Genomic DNA, 19,557 nt, shown 5'->3' on the forward strand with positions numbered 1-19,557 from the left:
GAATACGACTTTATACCACGAGTTTCTTTGCGGATTCTTGGCGATCAATCGTGTCTCGGATCACACCTATGTTGGTCTTATACTTTTGAATTCTGTAATATCCCTCGTGCAGACAGTTAAAATAAAGGCTCTTAAGGTATCTGGCGCTTCTGAACCTTAAAAAGTCGTGATATAGCTCGCTTGGATCTGCGGTGAGAATATATTTGATTTGGCGAGCGGTCATGTGATGACTTGGCTCCGCCACGATCTGATTCAGGTCCCTGATTGACTTAACTGCAGCAAAATTTATCTCGGACTCTATGTCGGGCCGATCGCCCGTGTATCGAGCAAAATATAGGAAGAATGTTTTATTCTTGAGCTGTTGCTCGTGCATGAGCTCGACTAACCTGTTTTCGTGAGTGCCAGTGATCTTCACGTCGTCGACAAACAGAAGACAACGACCTTCGAAATGTTGCGCGTTGAAGTAGAACCTGTCGCCCGCGATCAATGACTTACGATGTTCCCGTGACAGGAGTCCGTAGTCGTTCACGTAACTGATCTTTCGTGGAACAGTCGCATATTCCACGTGATTGCCTTTAGCATCAACAATGTAGCTGTTGAGGCGATTGAGCAAATGCATCGTCATTATAGTCGCTGCGTTCGGAACAAAGTTGTATGGAGACGAAACCATCAGGCAGCGACTGTCCAGTAGCGCGGGTGCGTTTTGTTCGAAGAACGCATCTGCAACCTCGTATCCCATCTTGCGCGCCGCTTCGTCGCAGCCGAATTTCAAACGTGAATATTGTTCCGGTCGAAAGGGTGCATCCTCGATCGACTGAAATTCATGGAGCGCAAACTCCTGAAATTGCTTCATGCACAACCTCTCGAATGTCTTCAGGCCTTCCCAGCAGAGCACCATGCATTCCAGCGCTCTGCGCACCTTGCAGATCGCAGATCGCGTGGTCACCCACGTGCAGGATGTTATTGGCCGCAACGTCACACGACTTGATGATTTTCTTAAAGAAGGCTTTCTTCGGTTTTGCATATCCAAGCAAATCAGAATAGATTCCGAACCGAAACACGGATCCAAACGAGCTCTCAAGAAAATCGTGCACCAATCGGCCGCTAATAAAGCTCGAGTTGCTGCCAAGTGACAGCGCATATCCGTCTTCGACCAACGCCTGGATTAGTCTTACGGTAGTATCCAATACAATTGGTTTGCAGTTCTCAAAAATGTTCTCGAACGCTTTTGCGATGAGGCTCGGATCTTTGTGAACATTGCAATGCATCATAAGCAGACGGATATTTTCGAACAGAGATGGAGCGTACCCAGTTTCGATCGCGTGTTGATTCACCCACCTCTTGACCTCGGCGTATGCATTCCTGACAGTTGCTTCTTCTGTATGAAAACAAGCCGCGAGAAACTTCGTCCTCGTCAGCGCATGGCGTGGGTTTGGCAGTACGAGAGTGTTCCAGACGTCGAAAGAAATGTGACTTATCAACTTGCCTTTCTGCCCGCCTTTAAAGCGCTCGGAGGGCAAGCATCTGCGGTTTGTCCGCAGCCGTCTCGGCGTCACGCGCATATGCGGCGCGGGTCCGAAACGGATCGGAGTACCCGCATCAACCACGGCGGTGTGCGTGCATCGGGAGAGATTGCCCTGCCGGTGCCGCTCTTCTCTGAAAGTGGGTTGTGGCGAACTAACATATTCCCTTTGCCTTTCATTAATTGTTCCTGACAGCGCTCGACACCTGAATGTCCCGGCGATATCCATCTGTTTATGGCTGAGAATGAGCAAACGTCGTGCCAACCGCGCTCGGGCGTCTCGGCGGTGGATTTTTGCTAGTTATGACAAAGGGTTCCCATGATGATTGGGATAGCGATGCCGCCGAACAAGGCTGCGTCGATAACCGCACAATTCGACAGGTGGTGTCGAATTTCGGACATGCCCCAAATGGGATACGACCTGCGGTGCGCATGAAACAAGCTCGTCGTCAGCCAAGGAAAATCATCTCCAGGTGCGCAGGATGCCAAGCAGCTGCCGGTCCAGCGTCACGCCGTAAAAGAACCGCAGCGCGCAAACCGTCTGGTTGAGCGCCGGCCAGGAGATGCCCTGCGACACCAGGTACACCCGGAAGGCGCGCACATCCTCCAGCCCCAGCCGCTCCGGCGAGCGGCCGAAATAACGGCTTTGTCACGGCATGCAGGTAGGATCGTTGCGTGGCCGGCGACAGGTTGCGGGAGCGTCATGTCGTCGATCATGCGGCGGCGCAGCGGGCTCACCGCTACCGGAGCGTCGGTCATCGGTCGGTCTCCTGGTCAGGGGTTGGTTCTCAACACCCCAACTCCCCATCAGGAGACCGCGCCTCCAAACACTCACCTCTCCCGCGTCAGCGGGTTAGTTCAATCCTGAATCCGAAAAATCGCGACGCGCTTCAGAGGCGGTAGGTGAGCATTTTTATGCCGAAGCCGATTAGCAACATTCCAGCAATTCGGTCAATCCAAGCTCCGGACTTCTTGTAAGCTGCTTGCGCAGGCGGAGACGACATGAGCATGGCCACAGATCCGTACCACACCATTTCCAACATAAAGCCGCCCAACAACACGATGAGCTTTACGGACATATCTGCATCGACCGGAATTGTAGCGGCATACAATCCCAGGAAAAACGTGATGCCTTTTGGATTGGTTAATTCAACCAAAGTTCCCAAGCGGAAACCGGACCACGACGTGCCGGTGGGTGGAGGCGGGGTGTTGTCTCCAGAAGAAGAGACAAGCCAACCGGAAAGGCCAAGATAGACGAGGTAAAGACCCCCAACGATCTGGATAGCGGTAGCAAACCAGTCCACACGTACAATCAGCACTGCGAGGCCAGTCATTGAAAGAACGGCATAGAACGTGGCGGCTAAAGACAGTCCAAGAGTTGCCCCCAAAGCTGATGGCAGAGCGCCCGATATCGCTAGTCGCGAAACCAAGGCAAAGTTTGGACCTGGGCTTATGATCACGATCGCATAGAGACCCAATGTCGTCAGAATGGTCCAAATATTGTCTTGCATCGGCGCCTATCCGGTCGACCTTCGACCGACTCCTTGTTAAACATGGGATCTCTGCGGCTTTCCAGCGAGCGCAGAATTCTTGAGAATGGCTGACAGCTTTTCTAAAGCTGTCTTGAGATCGGAAAGCTCGGGACCTCCCACACAGAGCCTGACGCCTCCGTCGTTGGCATCGGGATCGACCGCCGTAGCCGCGGGCGGGGTCACATGTATGCCGATGGCGCGGCTTGCCGCGGCGAAATTGTCGGCTTCACGACGTGCCATCGGCAGCCAGATATGAAAGCCTTCATGGTCAGGAAAAACTGCCACGTCGCCAAGCTGGGATCTCGCCAGATCTAATCTTCTTGAAGATTCAACCTTAATTGATTTGCGAAGGGTTTGGGCTATTCCGCTTGAAAGCCATTCGGCCATGACCGCACAGGAAAAAGGCGATACCATCGATGACGTTGCGGACAGCGCGACCTCGGCCTTATCGACATAATGATGTGGTGCAACCAGAGAACCAATACGCAAACCTGGACTGACTGTTTTGGATAGGCTGTTGACATAGAAGGTCCGCTCGGGCGCCAACATTGCGATTGGCGGAAAACCTGACGAACCGAGGGAATACACATCGTCCTCAATGATCAGGGCATCATGCTTTCGGCAGACATCCGCAATTTCATGCCGACGGCGTTCTCCCATGGTTGCCGTTGTCGGATTTTGCATTGTGGGCGTCACATAGACAACACCGCCGCTCGTCCGTCCCAAAGCCTCGTCGAGCGCTTCAGATTGCATACCTTCCCTATCTGTTTCCACGCCGACTAAGCGGTGAGAGGTATGACGCGTCAGCGAGATTACTCCGGGATAAGTTTGCGACTCTGTGATGATCGTTCCGCCCGGTTTACTTGCGACAGCGAGAGCGACCGACAACGCCTGTTGTGCTCCATTGCATAGAAGGAGTTGTTCCACCTTCATCTGCATACCGAGCCAGGCGAGCCATTGTGCCATCTGCCTGCGGTGCTCAAAGTACCCTCCGTCGGGCGGATACCGAGCAAACAGATCCGCATCGATGTTCCGTGAGATGTTCAAAAGCGTCCTTGCGAGCATTTGCTGGCCTACTATTCGCGGCGGCGCGTTCACACTGAGGTCAATGACAGCTTCTCTTGATCCCGGAAGTGCGGCCACAAACGTGCCTCGTCCTTTTTCGCTCCGTACCAATCCGCGGCGCTCGAGGATGGCATAAGCCTTTGTCGCCGTTCCGATTCCGATGCCCAAGCGATAGGCAACCTCACGGTGGGGCGGCAGGCGATCGTTTGCCGCGAGCCTTCCTTCGAGAATATCGTCTGCCAAGGCTCTCACGAGCCGTTCACTTGGTGGGGCGTTCATAACAACGAGATACGGCTCCCATGGGGATTTGAGAAGCATATCAACTCCAAAAATAGTGTCCCATGACACTTTTATCGTGGCGGGCGAAGTGTCTCATGCATTACTCATTTCGGCAACGAACTATCCCACAGTCGAGGAGATCGAATCTGAACTGCTGAACCTCTCGCGCCGAAAGACAGGAGATAAGGGATCTCCGATCGCATGTTGCTGGAAACACTGTCGTGTTTAACAGGAGTAATTCTATGCAGGAAACGTGTCTTTTCACTCCCGGGCCACTGAGCCTTTCCTCCGATGTGAAGGACGCCATGAGGGTGGATTTGGGGTCGAGAGATGAGACCTTTAAGCAAGTCACGCAACGGGTAAGAGACCGCCTGCTATACATTTCCGGCACTGATAAGTCTCACTCTGCCGTTCTGATGCAGGGTAGTGGTACTTTCGCGCTGGAGGCAGCGCTGGCCACCTTTCTCGGAGCCACAGACAAAGCCCTTGTCTGTATCAACGGGCTTTATGGCGAACGCATCGCAAGAATTCTTGAAAAGAGCGGCAAGAATTTTGAGACACTTCTGTGTTCCGCTGCGTTGCCGATAGATGTGGCTGCCGTGGAGCGCATCATTTGCCGCGATAAAGAGTTTACTCACCTCTGTTTCGTCCATTGCGAAACCACAACCGGACTCATCAACCCGGTAAAGAGCCTCTTGGAGATCGGTCGACGCAACGGTCTCGTCACGGTGGTGGATGCAATGAGTTCCTTCGGCGGGCTCCGACTTGATGACGACATCGACATTCTGGTTTCCTCGGGAAACAAATGCATAGAAGCGCCCGCTGGTGTTGCTTTCGCAATCGTCTCCAACCGGCTACTCGCCTCTGGGAAATCCAGTGCGCGATCGTTTTGCTTCGACATGATGGATCAGTGGCAGCACTTTGAACAGCACCGCGAGTGGCGCACGACTCCCCCGACCCATATCGTACAAGCTTTTGATAAAGCTCTCGAAAGGCTGATCGAGGAAGGCATCCCCGCGAGGAATGCGCGATATTCGAGAGTTCAGGAAAAACTCCTCAGGGGCATGACGGCGCTCGGGTTTAAAACCATCATCCCCCAGGAACATCAATCACCGATCTGCTTGGCTTTTTGCTCAACTGAACTGGTACCCGACGAGGCTGCATTCGGGGCCTACTATGGAGCACTCGCTCAGCAGGGCATCTACATCTACGCAAAGTTTCATGAGCCGACAACCACGTTCCGCATAGGATGCATCGGCCAAATTCAAGACTTTTGGATTGAGAAATTACTGGCGGTAACGGCCGCACATTTTCGTATTTCGCCTTCGATATTGGCCGCTTAGGTCAACTGCAGGAGAACCGCAATGCTCAAGAAGAACGACGCGCAAGGACACTCGGTCCACCCGGCGACCGCATCACTGCATGCAGGTTTCAGAAGTGACCCTACGACCAAGGCTGTCTGCGTGCCAATCTATCAGAACACAGCATACGAGCTTGACGGCGATCTCTCGAAAATTGCTGACATCTACAACGTAAAAGAAGACGGATACACTTACACCCGCATTATCAATCCGACGACGAGGGCACTCGAGACCCGGTTTGCTGCCGTAGACAACGCTGCCGACTGCTTGGCTGTCGCATCCGGTCAGGCCGCTACATTTATTGCCCTTGCCAACCTTTGCAGTGGTCAGCCAGGCGATAATATCGTCGCGGCTCCCTTCCTCTACGGAAACACATGGAATCTGCTTCATAACACTTTTCGCAGGTTCGGCATCGAGACCCGAACCGCCGCGAACTCCGAACCGGCCGAGTTCGAAAAGCACGTTGACGACCGCACTATTTGTCTTTTCGGCGAATGTGTTTCCAATCCGATCCTTGATCCGTTGCCAGTGCGTAGCTTGGCAGAGATCGGCCGGAAAAGAGGAATTCCGGTCGTCGTGGATAACACCACCACGCCGTTGGTCTGCCGACCTTCGAATCTTGGCGCAGCCATGGCGACCTACTCGGCAACGAAGTATATTTGCGGGCATGGCACCACTCTCGGTGGTTTGATTTCGGACTACGGAAGTTTTCCTTTCCAGCAATATCCCGATAGGTTTCCCTTGTTTTCGGCTCCCGATGAGGCGCATGGCGGAATCCTTTGGCACCAGGCCGTGCAGGAAGTCAACGATCTGGGAAAGAGCGCGGCGCTATTGAAGGCGCGAATGACTTGGCTTCGTGATACTGGGCCATGCGCCAGCCCGTTCAACAGCTTCCAGCTCTTGCAAGGACTTGAGACATTACACCTGCGCATGCGTCAGCATTGCGAGAATGCCGAAATTGTGGCCGACATGCTCAACAATCACCCAAAGGTTGTGCGCGTGACCCATCCGTCGCACTTTACGGGGAGGAAAAGGGAACTCGCGGACGATCTGTTCGACAAGCGTTATGGCTACGGCGCCATGCTCATGTTCGAAGTTAAAGATGCAGCAAGCGGGCGCGCGCTCATTGAGAACGTTGAGATGATCTATCACGTTTCGAATGTCGGCGACGCTCGCACTCTCATTACCCATCCCGTTTCGACAACCCATACGACGGTTCCCCGGGAAAAAAGAATGGCCGCTGGCATCAATGACGGAACGATACGTCTTTGTGTTGGCCTTGAGCATGCGGATGACATCATCCGCGATCTGGAACGAGCCCTTTCGGCTGTGAACTGATTCCCAAACGAACTCCGGAGTGAATCATGACTGATCGAGATGTTTGGCCTCTGAAGGATGGTCGATACGAAAGCGTACGCTTTCCTTCTGACGTGAAAAAGTCACTGGCAGCATTGCGCACGAACAACTTCACCGGCGCACTCTATATTGCGAAGGACTATGTAGTCATCAGCGCTTTCTCCATTCTAGCGTCGCAGGTTTCCTGGTGGTTCTATCCACTGGCCCTATTGTTTATAGGGGCGCACCAACGTGGTTTAACCACCATCGCGCACGATGCGGCGCACAAGACCCTCGCAAGGAACGCTAAACTAAATTATTTCCTCGGCATCGTGTTCGCGGCCTATCCGCTCTTCCAGCGGCATTGGGCCTACCGCGTCTCGCACGTTCATCTACACCATCCGCATTTGGGTGACCCGGAGAAAGATCCAGATCTGAAATTTTTTGTGGAGAATGGAATTTACGACGTGCGTCATCCCAACAAGTATCTCTGGGATATCGTTATTTTCCCGCTGATTGGGGGGGCGACGCTCGCCTACCTGAAATACATTTTTACCTACAGATTCAAGGTTGTAGCGACTGATGGCGATGAAGTCGACAAAACTGGCGTCCTTGTCGACCGGTGGGGTTTTGCAGCTTTTTGGCTGGCAGTAGTCAGTGGGTCAATCGCGTTCGGGTTTTTCGACGAACTAATATTGTTCTGGCTCATTCCCTATTTGACGACGTTTCAGATCATAGGATGGTTTACTGAGATCGCTGAGCATTCTCCCATGTGCGAAGTGGAAGATACGAACCTCTACCTAACAAGAAATAGGAAAGGCAATTTCATAGAGCGCATACTCTTCGGGGTAAATCTGGATGAGTATCACCTGGAACATCACCTCTCGCCGGGTATTCCTTTCTGGTTGCTCAAGAGGGCGCAAGAAATTCGGATGGCGGATCCCGAATATCGGAGGGTGGCAGCAACTTGGGGCGGTCTATTCTGCCGGGGGCCAGAGGGGCAGCCCAGCGTCATTTCGCAGCTGATCGCGCGTAATCGGCAGCTATATGAGACCGGGCGGCTGAGAGACGGTGCCGTTGCTGGAATCGTATAGAGGAGGAAATGATGCCTCTAGTTGGAGTTGCCGCAAATCGTCTCATCGACGATGGGGTCCATAGAGAATGGGTTCGTCGGCGATATATTGATGCACTTGAAGCATATGCAAACGTTGAGATCGTCATACTACCGACTCGCTCCACTGACGACATCGAGGGGAGCCGGCGAGTTGTTGCTCGCTTGGACGGACTTGTCCTAACCGGAGACGAATCGAACGTCAGCCCAGAGTACTTTCTTCACGCTAACACGCCGCGTCCGTCGCCGACTGAAAGCACCTACTATCGAGCGGAAACTGACCCCTACAGGGACATGATGGCGAGTTTGGTTCTGTCGGCCGCTCTAGAGAGAGGATTACCAATCCTCGGCATTTGCAGGGGGTTGCAGGAACTGAACGTCTTCTTCGGAGGCTCGCTCTATGAAGACATTTCCCTAGAGACGAACATGCTTACTCATAAAGAGGACATCTCTCTACCGCGCGATCGACAATACGACCCTGTCCATGAGGTCACCGTTCAAGACGGAGGGAAGCTGGCGCGGATTCTTGGCGGCAATGTACCGATAATCGTGAACTCCCTTCATAATCAGGGGATACGGATCTTAGCGCCTGGACTTCAGTGCGAAGCAGTTGCTGCCGATGGTTTGATAGAAGCTGCGAGCGTCTCTAGTACGGGAATCTTCCAGATGGGCGTCCAATGGCACCCGGAGTGGCATGCTGCCGATGACGTTGTCTCACGAAAGCTATTTGCAGCCTTTGGAAATGCATGTGCTGCTTTCGAAGGTAAGCGACAAGGAGACCCGTCTAGCAGCATAGGGGTTGGGTAAGGTATGGCGGACGGACGATTTCACAGAGTGTGAGCATCTATGTCTGCGCCTATAGCGAGCCCTAAAGCGCGTCGCGATTAAACTCATTCGTGCGCGATGCACTTTAGGTCCTTGTTTTTATGCATGTCGTTGCCCCAAAACCGCTGCACACTTTTGGGCGACATGCACTAATTTGTCGACCGTGAACAATGACTGTTGCTAAGCGGCGCGCGGGTTCGCTCCGGCGAGCAGCCAGGCGAGCAGCAGCCACAAAAGCTGCCTGAACCAGTTGAGGAGGAGCGAGAAGTTGTAGCCGGCGGCGGTCAGGGCGGCGTTGATGGCATCACCGTTTTTGCCGGCGAGATAGTTGCGGCCCACGCGGTGCTCGGCCTTGAGATGGCCGATGACCGGCTCGATCGCCGAGCGCCACCGCATCTCGCGCTTGATCGCCGGAAACACGGCCCGCAGCGTCTCGTCATCGCCGATCTGCCTGCGAATATCGCGGACGGTGCGGCCGAGATATGTCTTGAGGTTGCGCGGCGCCTTGCGCGCCCGCTTAAACTGCTTGGCGTGGGCATAACGCTGATGTTCGATCAGCGCCTGCTTGCCGACCCGCATATAGGATTGCCGCAGTTTCAGTCCGGTCTTCCTTGCCAGGTTCACCAGCCGCTCCCGCGCCCGATGGATCCTTCGCATCGGTCGGGAACATCACATTCTTCGGCTGCACGGTGGTGTTGGTCCTCGGACTTGATCCGGGGATCACCCCGCGCGTATCGGCGGGATGCATCGCCCCGGTCTTGATCGCGATGGCCAGGCTTTCCTGCAGCAGCGCGGTCAGCCGCGCCTCGCCCATGCGGCCCCGCCAGCGCGTCATCGACGAGCGGTCGAACGGCAGGTCGTGCGGAAAAATTCTTCGCCGCAGAGATATTGGAAATAGGGGTTTTCCACCCAGCGGGCGCACAGCTCCTCGTCCGAAAATCAAATTGCAAGAAAAGCGCACTCAATGAGCGCTTTTCTTGCAGCACTGCACCGCGGAAAAGCGGAAATTACACAGCGCTATTAAAGACGTGTGGATAGTTCACTGGCGACTATTTTAGTGATCCGAATGAACATCCATAAGATTGCGCGGCTCACGCCGCGCAGTAGAGCCATGATCGCGAACCCTTCGTTTTCGAGGGAACAGAGGCCGACGGCCGTAGCCGCCGCCTTCGGTGTCTGCATGAAGCCGTTTACAAATGGGTGAGGCGCTGTCGACGGGAGGGCGAGGCCTCTCTCCCTCTCCTGCCTACATTACGAAATCGTCCATTTAGAAACGGTAGGTCACGCCCGCGCCGATCAACAGTGGATCGATTTTTGCCTTGCCGCTCAGCGGGCCGAGATCGTCATGGTCAGCCTTCCAGTTGGTTTCGAGGAAGATCTTCTTCACATCGAAGTTCACGCCCCAATGGTCGTCGACCATGTAGTCGAAACCGACCTGCAGCGCGGCCCCCACATGATTATCGACGTGGAGGTTATGGAAACCGGGCTTTTCGCTCTGGTTGTAGAACAGCGAGTAGTTGATGCCCGCACCTACATAGGGCTTGAAAGCGCCGAAGTCGGTGAAATGGTACTGCAGCGTAAGCGTCGGCGGCAGCAACCAGGCCTTCCCGACCGGCACGCCGACCGCTCCATCTTCGTTGATGTTGGCGTAGGTCGTGCCAAGGATGAGTTCAGCGGCGATGTTGTCGGTGAAGAAGTAACTGATGTCGAGTTCCGGGATCAGCGAGTCCGAATAGGAAAGATCCGAGCCGGTCACGCCGTTGATCGAGCCACTGTCCTCAGTGATGACGCCCAAAGCGCGCACGCGGATCTGCCAGGGGCTTAGCCCACTCGTCACATCCTCTGCCACCGGGGCAACAGGCGGTGATGTCAGCTCCGCGGCGGCTGCCCCGCACGCAAAAAAAGCCGCACCCATGCCCGCGATCCATCTCAGATGCCGTGCGTCATTCATGTTCATTTGACGTCTCCTTGAACGTGCAATCATTGAATCAGCAATAACCGTTGCAAGGGAGACCGGTAGGCCGCGCGTGGCGGCGGCATGTTGATCGAGATCAACCGTGATTTGGAAAAACCGGTATATCGGACGGAGAAGTCAATTTGTCACATGAAGGCCATTCGACTCGAAGCTGCGATTTGGCCACGTCGAAGTACAGATAGGCTGGGCGAGGCGGCCTCGATGACCGATGTTGTCGGCCCCACCGCCCTCGCCCGTCGACGCCGCAGCATACCGCCAGGAGGCGTTGCGCGCGCCTGCATGTGACGGCCCGGCAATTCGCCCCGGAGACCAGTGTCTCGCCCGCCACGGTCAGGCCGCGTCCTTAAGCGTCCTGGCGTGGACAAACTCAAGGCCCTGGCGCCGGGGGTGCGCCGCTACGCACACGACAGGCCGGGCGAGCTCGTCTATATCGACATCAGTAACCCGGCAAGTTCAACCGAACCGGCCACCGCATCAACGGCCATCGCGCCAGGCAACGCAACGGCCACGGCGTCGGTTGGGAATACGTGCATCTGGCGATCGCCGACCACTCACGCCTGACCTATTGGGAAATTTTCCCGACGAGGCGTCGGTGCTCCTGATTGCGGTTTCTCGTCAACGCCTTGCGTCAAGGTCCATCGCGTACCGACAACGGCGCCAGTTTCCGCTCCCCATCCTTACGCCTGGGCGCTGCGGCGGCTCAGCATCAAGCACATCCGCACAAAGTCCTATACACCCAAGAACAATGGGAAGGCCGAGCGCCTCGTCCAGATCGCCCGTGCGAATGGGCCTATGCCAAGGCCTACGAAACATGGGATCAGAGGGGGCCACGACCTATCGATCTGGTCCCCTCGCTACAATTAGCGTCGCCCGCATGGCAGCCTAAAAAGCCACCCATCAGCCGACTCGGCCTAACCGAGGATAACCTGTTGAGGCTCCACTACTGGGCAGTCGTCGAAGCGAGTCTTGCTCGCATTCCTGTGCGGCAAGAGCCAGATTGCCCTTGAACTCACTCTTGTGCGTCCTGAAGCGATTGAGCATCTCGGAGAGATTAGACGATTCTTGAGCAAGCCCCGCCGACGCCGCATTCATCTCCTCGACCATCGCAGCGTTCTGCTGGGTCGCCTGATCCATATGATTGACCGCGGAGTTGACCTCCCCAAGGCCGACGGACTGCTGTTGAGCCGCAGATGCAATTGCGTCCATGTGCTGGTTGATCGTCTGCACCAAGACAGCAATCGAATGCAGCCCTTGGTCGGTATCGTTGACGAGTTTGACGCCTTCGCTTACCGCGACTTCCGAATTGCCAATCAAAGCCTTGATCTCCTTGGCAGCATTGGCGGAGCGCTGCGCCAACTCGCGTACCTCTTGGGCAACAACGGCAAAGCCCTTGCCGGCTTCCCCGGCGCGTGCTGCCTCGACGCCAGCGTTAAGTGCCAGGAGATTGGTCTGGAAGGCGATCTCGTCGATCACGCCGATGATTTGGCTGATCTGCTGGGATGCCGTCTCGATCCGCCCCATTGCCGCGACTGCATTGCCAACGACCACCCTCGCCCCCTCAGCGTGATCCTTGGCATTCCGGACCAGGTTTTGCGCTTCGCCCGTTCGCTTCGAGGTTGCCTGGACATTCGACGTGATTTCTTCGAGTGCAGCCGCTGTTTCTTCCAGCGAAGCGGCTTGCTTTTCGGTACGGTCGGCAAGGTTGCTGGAGGCACTGGAAATTTCACTTGATCCGCCTCTCACTGCACCAGCAGATTTTCCGACGGCCAGGAGAACTTGACGCAGCTGGGCGACCGACGCGTTAAAGTCATGGCGCAATGCTTCGAACTGAGGCGCAAACTGCTCTTCAATTTCGCAGAGCATGTCGCCAGCAGCAAGCTCGCGCAGGGCCGAGGCGAGCGAGCCCGTCGCTCTGTTGAGACGGTCTTCCGCCTCAGCTTCCGCGAGCCGCTGCACCTCCACACGCTCACGTTCGGCTCTCTGGCGATTTTCTTCCGCCTCCGTCTCAAGCTGGGCATTGCGAATAGCGGCCTGGCGAAACACTTCCACCGAATGCGCCATATCCCCAATCGCATCCTTGCGATCCACAAAGGGGATGGGGCTTTGTGTATCACCATCGGCCAGTTGCTGCATGCGACGTTCAATCGCGCGGATCATTCGGGAAACTTGGCGCAACACGAAAATGCAGATGCCGAAGACGACCAGCGACACCAGAACCGCTGTGATCGCGCCCCTGATGAATAGGCCGCGCAGTTCGGCGAGCGCGCCCTGAGCTTTAGCATTCAGCATGTTGCCCGCCTTCTCGAGCAGGTCGGCCATGATGCGGTTTTGGTTGCCCGTCTGGGATGACCAGCCCTCAAGGGCAGCCTTGTCCTCTCCCTTCGGCTCATTTTGGTACATGACAGCTCGAACTTCTGCCAGGAACTTGCCCTCTGCGCTGTCGGCAAAGTGATCGAACTCTTCGATCAACTCCTCGGGCAGATGTTCGCGCAACACCGGCGTGGAGTGATCGCGCAGTCCTTTGGCATATAGGAGAAAAGCATATTCAGGTGTCACCAGTTGACGACCGGCCAGAAATTTCTCGCCCAAGCGAATTTCGATTAGACCCGCATCGTTAACCTGCATCAGAGCATGATAGCCATCGATAAAGCGCGCCAGGTCTAGATCGGCAATCGTTGACGCGGAACGGCGCACCAACTCCAGGCCCGCAGCGGATGCGGGTTGCAGAACCAGAAGCGCCTCATTGCTATCGGCGGTTCCGGCGTCCACGTTTCTGCGATAATTGGGCAAAAGCTTCAGCTTGTCCTGGATTATGCGGTAGGCTCCGTCGATCGCCTGATCCGAATTACCCTGCCCCTTCCAGTCGCGATAAGCCTTGTCCAGAGCCGCGAAGGCGCGATCCACAGCGTCGCGCCGTTCGGCGAGATCGCTGCGCTTGGCAAAGGCTTCTGCCGGCAACACCTGCGCTATTTCTCCTCCCGCATGCGCGAGGCGTTGCACGATGAGCTGTTCTTCCAAGGCCCCATAGCGAATGTAACCGTCTAAAACAGCCGATCCACTCAGCCACAGAAAGGCCGATAACGGAGCCGCAGCAATCAAATAAAGCAGGCTTCGCAGAGAAAACATGAAGCGCTCCTTCCAGCGCAAATTCTACCGAATTCAGTTAATCACAGTCTATACGGATAACAGATTGATATTATCTTAATGTAGAAAACGTATAAAAGCGGGAATTGTGCTATTATCCCGGAACTGATCCCAGGCCTCTTCTTTTCGCATCTGCAAGTTGTCAGCCTCTATGCTCACACCATCGATCTGCGAGACATGACCTATTCTATTATGCGGCGACAGGACGCAGAACTTCGCTTGGTCCCGAAATCGCGCTCGGATCTCGCCTGCCGGTTCTCAGACATCCGCGGCCGGCCCTTCGGGTGAACTGGGTGACGGTCTGCCCAATACCGGTAAGGGCCGGCCTCCCCTCACTTCACTCTTCACCGTCGCGTCACAGGTAATCATCATCATGCCCGCACCGCGGAAGCAGCATAGCCAATGCTAAAGCGGCGGCGCACGCGTGCGCCGCTTTGACCGGCGCCATGAAGCGCCCGTTACCGAAGCGGTAATGATGCATCACGTCCTCGGCCACCAAAGCGTCAATTTCCCCATGTTGCTCCGGCATCACAAGACGATTGACCCGGCATCAGATACATTCGCTCTTGTCGTTCAATTGAAATCAATTTTCTCTAACGGCGTTCGGAAGATTGCCAAAATTCTTTGTTTGGATGGCATCAATCCACACCGTAGATGCATGCGTTCCAAGTCGGCTAGCGTTGATGACGTCGAGTTCCAGCGAAACGGCGTCTGAGAGACGAAGGGCGCGGAAGATGTCGAAATGGTCGCAGGGTTTTCCATACCTGTCGTCACCATTGGTCTTGATCTCGCAAAGGCAGTTTTTCAAGCTCGCCGCGTCGATGATGCCGGTCAAACCGTTCTTCGCCGATGCCTTGGATGAAGTGAGTTGCTGGCGTGCCAAGCTTCCGCCTTGTAAGGTCGCGATAGAGGCATGCTCGAGTACCCATCATTGGCTCGGGAACTGGTGAAGATTGTGTCCCGGTCGCCGATCGCATCCAACATGATGATTGCCGGAACCCGCTCACGAGCTTCGGCGAGGCCGCTCGCATCCAACTCGCCGATAGGCCCCTCGCCCGGCATTAGGCAACCGACGTGGCAAGATGGCAGCCGCTCGTAACGGCAATAATCGAGCAGACTGTGTGCTCCCCACTACCGGAGGGGTGTCGGTCTGAGCTTACCGTCCCGCCAATCACCGAGCTCGTTGGCGAGCTCTAAAATCCAGGCTTTCGCGGATGAATGTCTATTCGTCCTAGACCAGTGTGCTCCTCAGGCTTCGGGTGTTACGAACTGGGTGTTAATTATGGCTTCGACCAGCGTTATCCCGTTGGGAGTGAGGGTGACCACATCCCCGTCGGCAGTGACCAGCGCTTTATCGACCAGTGTCATGAGCGTGCGGCCGATAATCGGGTTGTCGAAAAAGCTTCTGCCTTCAAAACGTTGTCTGAACACGTTGTCATTCACCGGAATCAGTGTGGAAAGCGCCATTTTGAAGGCGTTGACTTCGCGTTGGAGCGAGGACACTCCCCGGCTTTCCTCAATGGGCAGACGGTTTTGATCGAGAGCTTCCTTGTACCTTTTGTAGCCAGTGATGTTGATAGCTTCGGCCCGGGTGCATTTCGAGCTACCACCGAGGCCAATTGCCACTTCCGGGTACTGCATATCAAGGTCGGTGATTAACCCTTTCCATTTTTCCGGACGCTGATTATTCCGGTGGAAATACATCGTCGGGTGTTCCAGATAACCCGGCAAGAGATACTGTTCGACCAACTCGCGCATCTGGTACTGCTTGCCCAGCCCCGGGAAGTTCATGTTGTTAAGACTAGTAAGCCCCTTTTTCTGCCACAGGCTTTCTCGCTCCCCGGAAACGCCGGTACGCTTTGTCATGAACTCTTCCATGTGCAACTTGGTGCAGACTACGTGAGAAAGTTCCAGCTCAAGGGTTTTCTCCATATCATATTTCACGTCATCCACGCTTTGGCCTAACATGCCGTAGATGAGGTCAACGCTGATCCACTCGAACCCGATTTCGCGCGCGTTATGCACGGTTTTCACACACTCTTCGGCAGAATGCATACGTCCGCAGGCGGTGATAATGCGGTCGTTGAAGGCCTGGGCACCGAAGCTGATTTTGGTAAAACCCAACTCTTTTAGCAGCCGCAGATAGTCTTTGGTCAGGGTTCCCGGCTCGCCTTCAAAGCGCATGGTGGCAGCAGAAAAGTTAAAATGGCTCTGGTAAAAATCCATCAGGCGCCGCAGCTCAGGTTCAGGAAGCAGTGATGGCGTGCCACCGAAGATGTTAAATTCGCCGACCACGGCCTGTGCAAGGCAGGGAACCACGTGAAGCCACATGGTGGCCTCTTTGATGTTGTAATCAACCAAATCCCGGAACACAGCCAGCGACGAAGTGGCCTCTGGGTTCAGAACAACCGTTGGGTATTGGCAGAAATGGCAACGGTAGCGGCAGGAGGGGATATACGACCACAGATGGATCTGTTTCGCCTGTTTGATTTCGCGGTCCATGTCATCGAAAAAAGCCTCGAGTGGATAACCGGAGATATCACCGGGGAAAACGTGGCAACCGAACGGATCTTTGAACACATACTCCAGAAATGCGCTGTTGTCCGGGCACGAGAGAAAATCGTATACGCGCGGCACCGGATAGTTCGTGTCGATATCGTTCAGTGAGCTCAGAGCTTCGCTGTTCATCAGAATACTCCGCCGTTTGCGAAGTAGTTATGAGCCTCACCGGACTCACGATCTTCACAGAAGTAGTAGACGAAGCGCTCGAAATCCTCCGGTTTGACCGCATCGAAGCACGCCGGTAACGGCGGCGGAAAACCGATATCTTCACCAACGGCGCGCCGCAGGGCACTGAAAATTTCGTTACGGAACTCAAAATAAAGGCGATATGCCGGGGTCTTGTAAGCATGGATCGCTTTGAAGTCGATAATGCGGGATTCGTGCTTAATTTCATGGATTCGCTGGTACAAACGGTCAGCCACCGGTTCGGTAAAGAATTCACGCACAGCGGGGTTTTCCAGCAAAATCTGCGGGTTGAGCAATGCAGGCAGCACGATATTTTTGGGAACGTAGTCCTTGATCGAGTAGAACCAGGCCTGCTGCGACTGCGCGGGATTGGTGTCGCACAGCGTTGGCTTTTGCCCTTCCACATCCGGGCGCACGTCTTTCATGGTGATGATACCGTCCTGTCCGTAGGCGATACCGGCGATCACCCCCTCGAGGAGGGCATCCACGCGCCGGCTGTTGATTTCCACTCGGGAATCCCGGGCGTAAACCGGCTTGCCGCCCCAGGCGATTACGCGGATCCCAAAGTCCCAGTCATCGGAGAGGTGTTCTACAAAGCGGCCATTGTTCAGCTGGTAGAAAATTTCGATACCGCCCACTTTGTCATAGAACGTGCGCTCAACGGCAAAACCTTTGCCGTCCGGAAAGCCGCCAAACAACGAAAACGACATGTCACGACAGCGCAGGGTCTTTTGAATTTCCTTGAAAAGGTTGGGACGATGGCGGAAGGATTCTTCGTTGTAATAGTAATTGCACGTGCCCAGATCACCATCTTCCTCCACCATTGTTTCAATCAACGCGTGCAACCAGTAAGGATCTACCGTGCAGTCCGCATCGGCGGAGACAATGTAATGTTTTTTTTGAACGCCCAGGCGGCTGTCACGGGCTTTTGAGCGTAAAGACGCGAAATCCATGCCACGTTTTCTGGCGGACGAGACGCCCTGAATGGTTTCTTTGACAATATGAATGTCCATGATTGGATTTTGAGCACTGAAGGCTTTAATTTTCTCAACGGAATCGTCTGTTGAATTATTATCCACAATGATCAACTCATAAGTTTCATGCGTAATCATACCGCAATGTGTTTTTTGATTAAACAGGGAGAGCAGTACTTCATTGATACGATCGCCTTCGTTATAAACCGGCAGCACAACCGATACGAAGACATTGTCTCTCATCTGTCTTTTAGAATAATCGAATTCCAGAATGTCAATTACATTATCAGAAAGTACCTGTTTTCCAATGTAGAAGTTCCTTTGGGCGACTTCGGTCATCAGTCGCTTATTCTTGAGAAACCGGTACACATCATTGATAAATGCTTCATCAGGCAAGCCGTCCCTCTCCTCCGAGATCGCCATAACGGGCGCCTCAAATCCATACTGACCATAGACTTCCCAGTAGTATTCGTAGCTGGTAGTGATGTAGCAGCGCTTGAAGCTAATCGCTTCGCCAATGGGATTCCCGTAACTGTCGTAGTCCCAAGAGGTAAGAAACGAGACCAGATCGCAAGAGTAATATAAATCCCAAATCGTCTTGGTATTCTTATGTGTTGCGCTACATTCGTGCTGAAGTGGACCAATAAACTTTACAAACGATCCGATGTTTAAATTTTTGGCCGAGGCTTTCAGCTCCTGGTAGAAAGCGTAATCTTCATGAGGATCGCCCGCCACGACCAGGAAAACTTTCCTGTCGACACTGTTCTGAAGAAAAAGCTGGTTGAGCCGCCGAACGAGATAAATATCTCTGTCGAGACGTTTTTGAGGAATAATTCGTGTTGTACGGGCAATCAGAATATCGTCGTCGCGGACGGACAGATTCTCTCTGATGTTTGTATAATTGCCCTGCCTGGTGAAATCATAGGTATTCTTCTTAACCTTGATTTCCACTTCGTGGCGGCACCACGCTTCAAGCTTCTTTTTTAAGTGATTATTGAGCGTGACGTATGTAATGTAGCTGGACTTGATAGGCTTGACAGCGTGAGGATACGGTGACGGCCCATATTTCATCACCGTTTTTTCACTATTCCACATTAAATCGTGATCGCGCCAGATAACGAAATTGCCCAGTCCATGATGTTTCCCGTAGGCGTCAATCGCCAGATACAGCGCTTTGGTGTAAATTATATTTTCTGGTAGTGTTCCATTCTCAACGATCACATAACTGATATTCAGCTTCTCCCATAGCTGAACAATTCTGCGGGCTAGATCTCGAGATGACTCGCTAACTGCAAGAATGATTTCTTCCTGTTCTTTGGAAGAAACCGTCGTTTTTCGACTTATCAGAATATTGTGCGCGCGCTCGATAAAATCGATATTGTAGTAGGGAACGGAGTCAATATCATCTACACGAACCAATTCAAATACATCTTTATAAATCTCTTGCTCATGATTGTAAGGTTTGTTAAATTTCCCTTTATCTATTTTTATGTCATAACCAAGGTCCAGATAGGATTTAATAGCATTTCTTGCTAGAAATTTAGCTACCTTTGATGCTTCAACAATAATTCCTGATACAGCAACAGCGTCAAATGATATAAACATAGCTCCAGGACGCATATTCATTCACATATCTCGTTTTCTTGTCCCACGCCGATTCCAACCGGAGGGCGGCTGCGCTTGCAG

General features: G+C 53.9%; 13 protein-coding genes and 3 pseudogenes. 5 read left to right on the top strand and 11 right to left on the bottom strand.

Features of this window, described 5'->3' with window-relative positions; genetic code table 11:
• Window positions 1–10: 10 nt before the first annotated feature.
• The 5 genes and pseudogenes from SINAR_RS0130310 to SINAR_RS0130330 all read right to left on the bottom strand — a co-directional run bounded on the left by SINAR_RS0130310 (window position 11) and on the right by SINAR_RS0130330 (window position 4,437).
• Entirely contained in the window at window positions 11–853 is an 843-nt protein-coding gene (locus SINAR_RS0130310) for a phosphoribosyltransferase family protein (protein ID WP_028002539.1), read from the bottom strand.
• The gene (locus SINAR_RS0130315; RefSeq protein ID WP_234710688.1) at window positions 822–1,775 is read right to left on the bottom strand and encodes an HAD family hydrolase; all 954 of its coding nucleotides are present in this window, start codon (window positions 1,773–1,775) and stop codon (window positions 822–824) included. Before SINAR_RS0130315 ends, SINAR_RS0130310 begins: the two co-directional genes overlap by 32 nt.
• Before the next feature lie 249 nt (window positions 1,776–2,024).
• Window positions 2,025–2,281, bottom strand: a pseudogene (locus SINAR_RS1000000136070) (phage integrase N-terminal SAM-like domain-containing protein); the annotation flags it as partial.
• A gap of 131 nt (window positions 2,282–2,412) precedes the next feature.
• A complete protein-coding gene (locus SINAR_RS0130325; protein WP_028002541.1) occupies window positions 2,413–3,033 on the bottom strand; it encodes a LysE family translocator in 621 nt (206 codons plus the stop codon).
• A gap of 36 nt (window positions 3,034–3,069) precedes the next feature.
• Complete coding sequence (locus tag SINAR_RS0130330) at window positions 3,070–4,437, bottom strand: aminotransferase-like domain-containing protein (protein WP_028002542.1); 1,368 nt, start codon at window positions 4,435–4,437, stop codon at window positions 3,070–3,072.
• A 203-nt stretch (window positions 4,438–4,640) separates the two neighbouring features.
• Between SINAR_RS0130330 and SINAR_RS01000000134235 the strand changes: the two genes are divergently transcribed.
• The 4 genes from SINAR_RS01000000134235 to SINAR_RS1000000136075 are packed head-to-tail and all read left to right on the top strand — an operon-like array spanning window position 4,641 to window position 9,012.
• Complete coding sequence (locus SINAR_RS01000000134235) at window positions 4,641–5,741, top strand: 2-aminoethylphosphonate aminotransferase (protein ID WP_033058241.1); 1,101 nt, start codon at window positions 4,641–4,643, stop codon at window positions 5,739–5,741.
• A gap of 21 nt (window positions 5,742–5,762) precedes the next feature.
• On the top strand, window positions 5,763–7,097 hold the full coding sequence (locus SINAR_RS0130340) for an O-acetylhomoserine aminocarboxypropyltransferase/cysteine synthase family protein (protein ID WP_028002543.1): 1,335 nt from the start codon (window positions 5,763–5,765) through the stop codon (window positions 7,095–7,097).
• A 26-nt stretch (window positions 7,098–7,123) separates the two neighbouring features.
• Entirely contained in the window at window positions 7,124–8,188 is a 1,065-nt protein-coding gene (locus tag SINAR_RS0130345; RefSeq protein ID WP_028002544.1) for a fatty acid desaturase family protein, read from the top strand.
• An 11-nt stretch (window positions 8,189–8,199) separates the two neighbouring features.
• Window positions 8,200–9,012, top strand: coding sequence for a gamma-glutamyl-gamma-aminobutyrate hydrolase family protein (locus tag SINAR_RS1000000136075; RefSeq protein WP_209439319.1), 813 nt, complete (start codon window positions 8,200–8,202; stop codon window positions 9,010–9,012).
• Between the two features lie 198 nt (window positions 9,013–9,210).
• Here the strand turns inward: SINAR_RS1000000136075 and SINAR_RS1000000136080 are convergent.
• A pseudogene (locus SINAR_RS1000000136080) lies at window positions 9,211–9,966 on the bottom strand (transposase); the annotation flags it as partial.
• A 331-nt stretch (window positions 9,967–10,297) separates the two neighbouring features.
• Window positions 10,298–10,945 carry an OmpW/AlkL family protein gene (locus SINAR_RS0130360; RefSeq protein WP_050577666.1) on the bottom strand — a complete coding sequence of 216 codons (648 nt, stop codon included), beginning with the start codon at window positions 10,943–10,945 and terminating at the stop codon, window positions 10,298–10,300.
• Window positions 10,946–11,649: 704 nt separating this feature from the next.
• On the opposite strand from SINAR_RS0130360, the pseudogene SINAR_RS1000000138650 reads away from it, so the two are divergent.
• Window positions 11,650–11,946 (top strand): annotated as a pseudogene (locus tag SINAR_RS1000000138650) (integrase core domain-containing protein); the annotation flags it as partial.
• Here SINAR_RS1000000138650 and SINAR_RS01000000134255 read toward each other — a convergent pair.
• From SINAR_RS01000000134255 to SINAR_RS0130390, 4 genes are all read right to left on the bottom strand, one after another.
• Window positions 11,903–14,131, bottom strand: a complete 2,229-nt coding sequence (locus tag SINAR_RS01000000134255; RefSeq protein ID WP_050577618.1) for a methyl-accepting chemotaxis protein — start codon at window positions 14,129–14,131, stop codon at window positions 11,903–11,905. The pseudogene SINAR_RS1000000138650 and the gene SINAR_RS01000000134255 overlap by 44 nt on opposite strands.
• Before the next feature lie 601 nt (window positions 14,132–14,732).
• Window positions 14,733–15,032: a hypothetical protein gene (locus SINAR_RS1000000137245; RefSeq protein WP_158500209.1), complete on the bottom strand. Its 300-nt coding sequence runs from the start codon at window positions 15,030–15,032 to the stop codon at window positions 14,733–14,735.
• Between the two features lie 365 nt (window positions 15,033–15,397).
• Complete coding sequence (locus SINAR_RS0130385; RefSeq protein ID WP_028002548.1) at window positions 15,398–16,837, bottom strand: radical SAM protein; 1,440 nt, start codon at window positions 16,835–16,837, stop codon at window positions 15,398–15,400.
• Window positions 16,837–19,497, bottom strand: a complete 2,661-nt coding sequence (locus SINAR_RS0130390; protein ID WP_050577619.1) for a glycosyltransferase — start codon at window positions 19,495–19,497, stop codon at window positions 16,837–16,839. Before SINAR_RS0130390 ends, SINAR_RS0130385 begins: the two co-directional genes overlap by 1 nt.
• Between the last annotated feature and the right edge of the window lie 60 nt (window positions 19,498–19,557).

The organism is Sinorhizobium arboris LMG 14919 (assembly GCF_000427465.1).
In the GTDB taxonomy this organism is placed as follows: Bacteria; Pseudomonadota; Alphaproteobacteria; order Rhizobiales; family Rhizobiaceae; genus Sinorhizobium; species Sinorhizobium arboris.

Coding starts and splice junctions, on each gene's coding strand:
- SINAR_RS0130310 (WP_028002539.1), bottom strand. CDS start 853: ATGAAGCAATTTCAGGAGTTTGCGCTCCATGAATTTCAGTCGATCGAG.
- SINAR_RS0130325 (WP_028002541.1), bottom strand. CDS start 3,033: ATGCAAGACAATATTTGGACCATTCTGACGACATTGGGTCTCTATGCG.
- SINAR_RS0130330 (WP_028002542.1), bottom strand. CDS start 4,437: ATGCTTCTCAAATCCCCATGGGAGCCGTATCTCGTTGTTATGAACGCC.
- SINAR_RS01000000134235 (WP_033058241.1), top strand. CDS start 4,641: ATGCAGGAAACGTGTCTTTTCACTCCCGGGCCACTGAGCCTTTCCTCC.
- SINAR_RS0130340 (WP_028002543.1), top strand. CDS start 5,763: ATGCTCAAGAAGAACGACGCGCAAGGACACTCGGTCCACCCGGCGACC.
- SINAR_RS0130345 (WP_028002544.1), top strand. CDS start 7,124: ATGACTGATCGAGATGTTTGGCCTCTGAAGGATGGTCGATACGAAAGC.
- SINAR_RS1000000136075 (WP_209439319.1), top strand. CDS start 8,200: ATGCCTCTAGTTGGAGTTGCCGCAAATCGTCTCATCGACGATGGGGTC.
- SINAR_RS0130360 (WP_050577666.1), bottom strand. CDS start 10,945: ATGGGTGCGGCTTTTTTTGCGTGCGGGGCAGCCGCCGCGGAGCTGACA.
- SINAR_RS01000000134255 (WP_050577618.1), bottom strand. CDS start 14,131: ATGTTTTCTCTGCGAAGCCTGCTTTATTTGATTGCTGCGGCTCCGTTA.
- SINAR_RS0130385 (WP_028002548.1), bottom strand. CDS start 16,837: ATGAACAGCGAAGCTCTGAGCTCACTGAACGATATCGACACGAACTAT.
- SINAR_RS0130390 (WP_050577619.1), bottom strand. CDS start 19,497: ATGAATATGCGTCCTGGAGCTATGTTTATATCATTTGACGCTGTTGCT.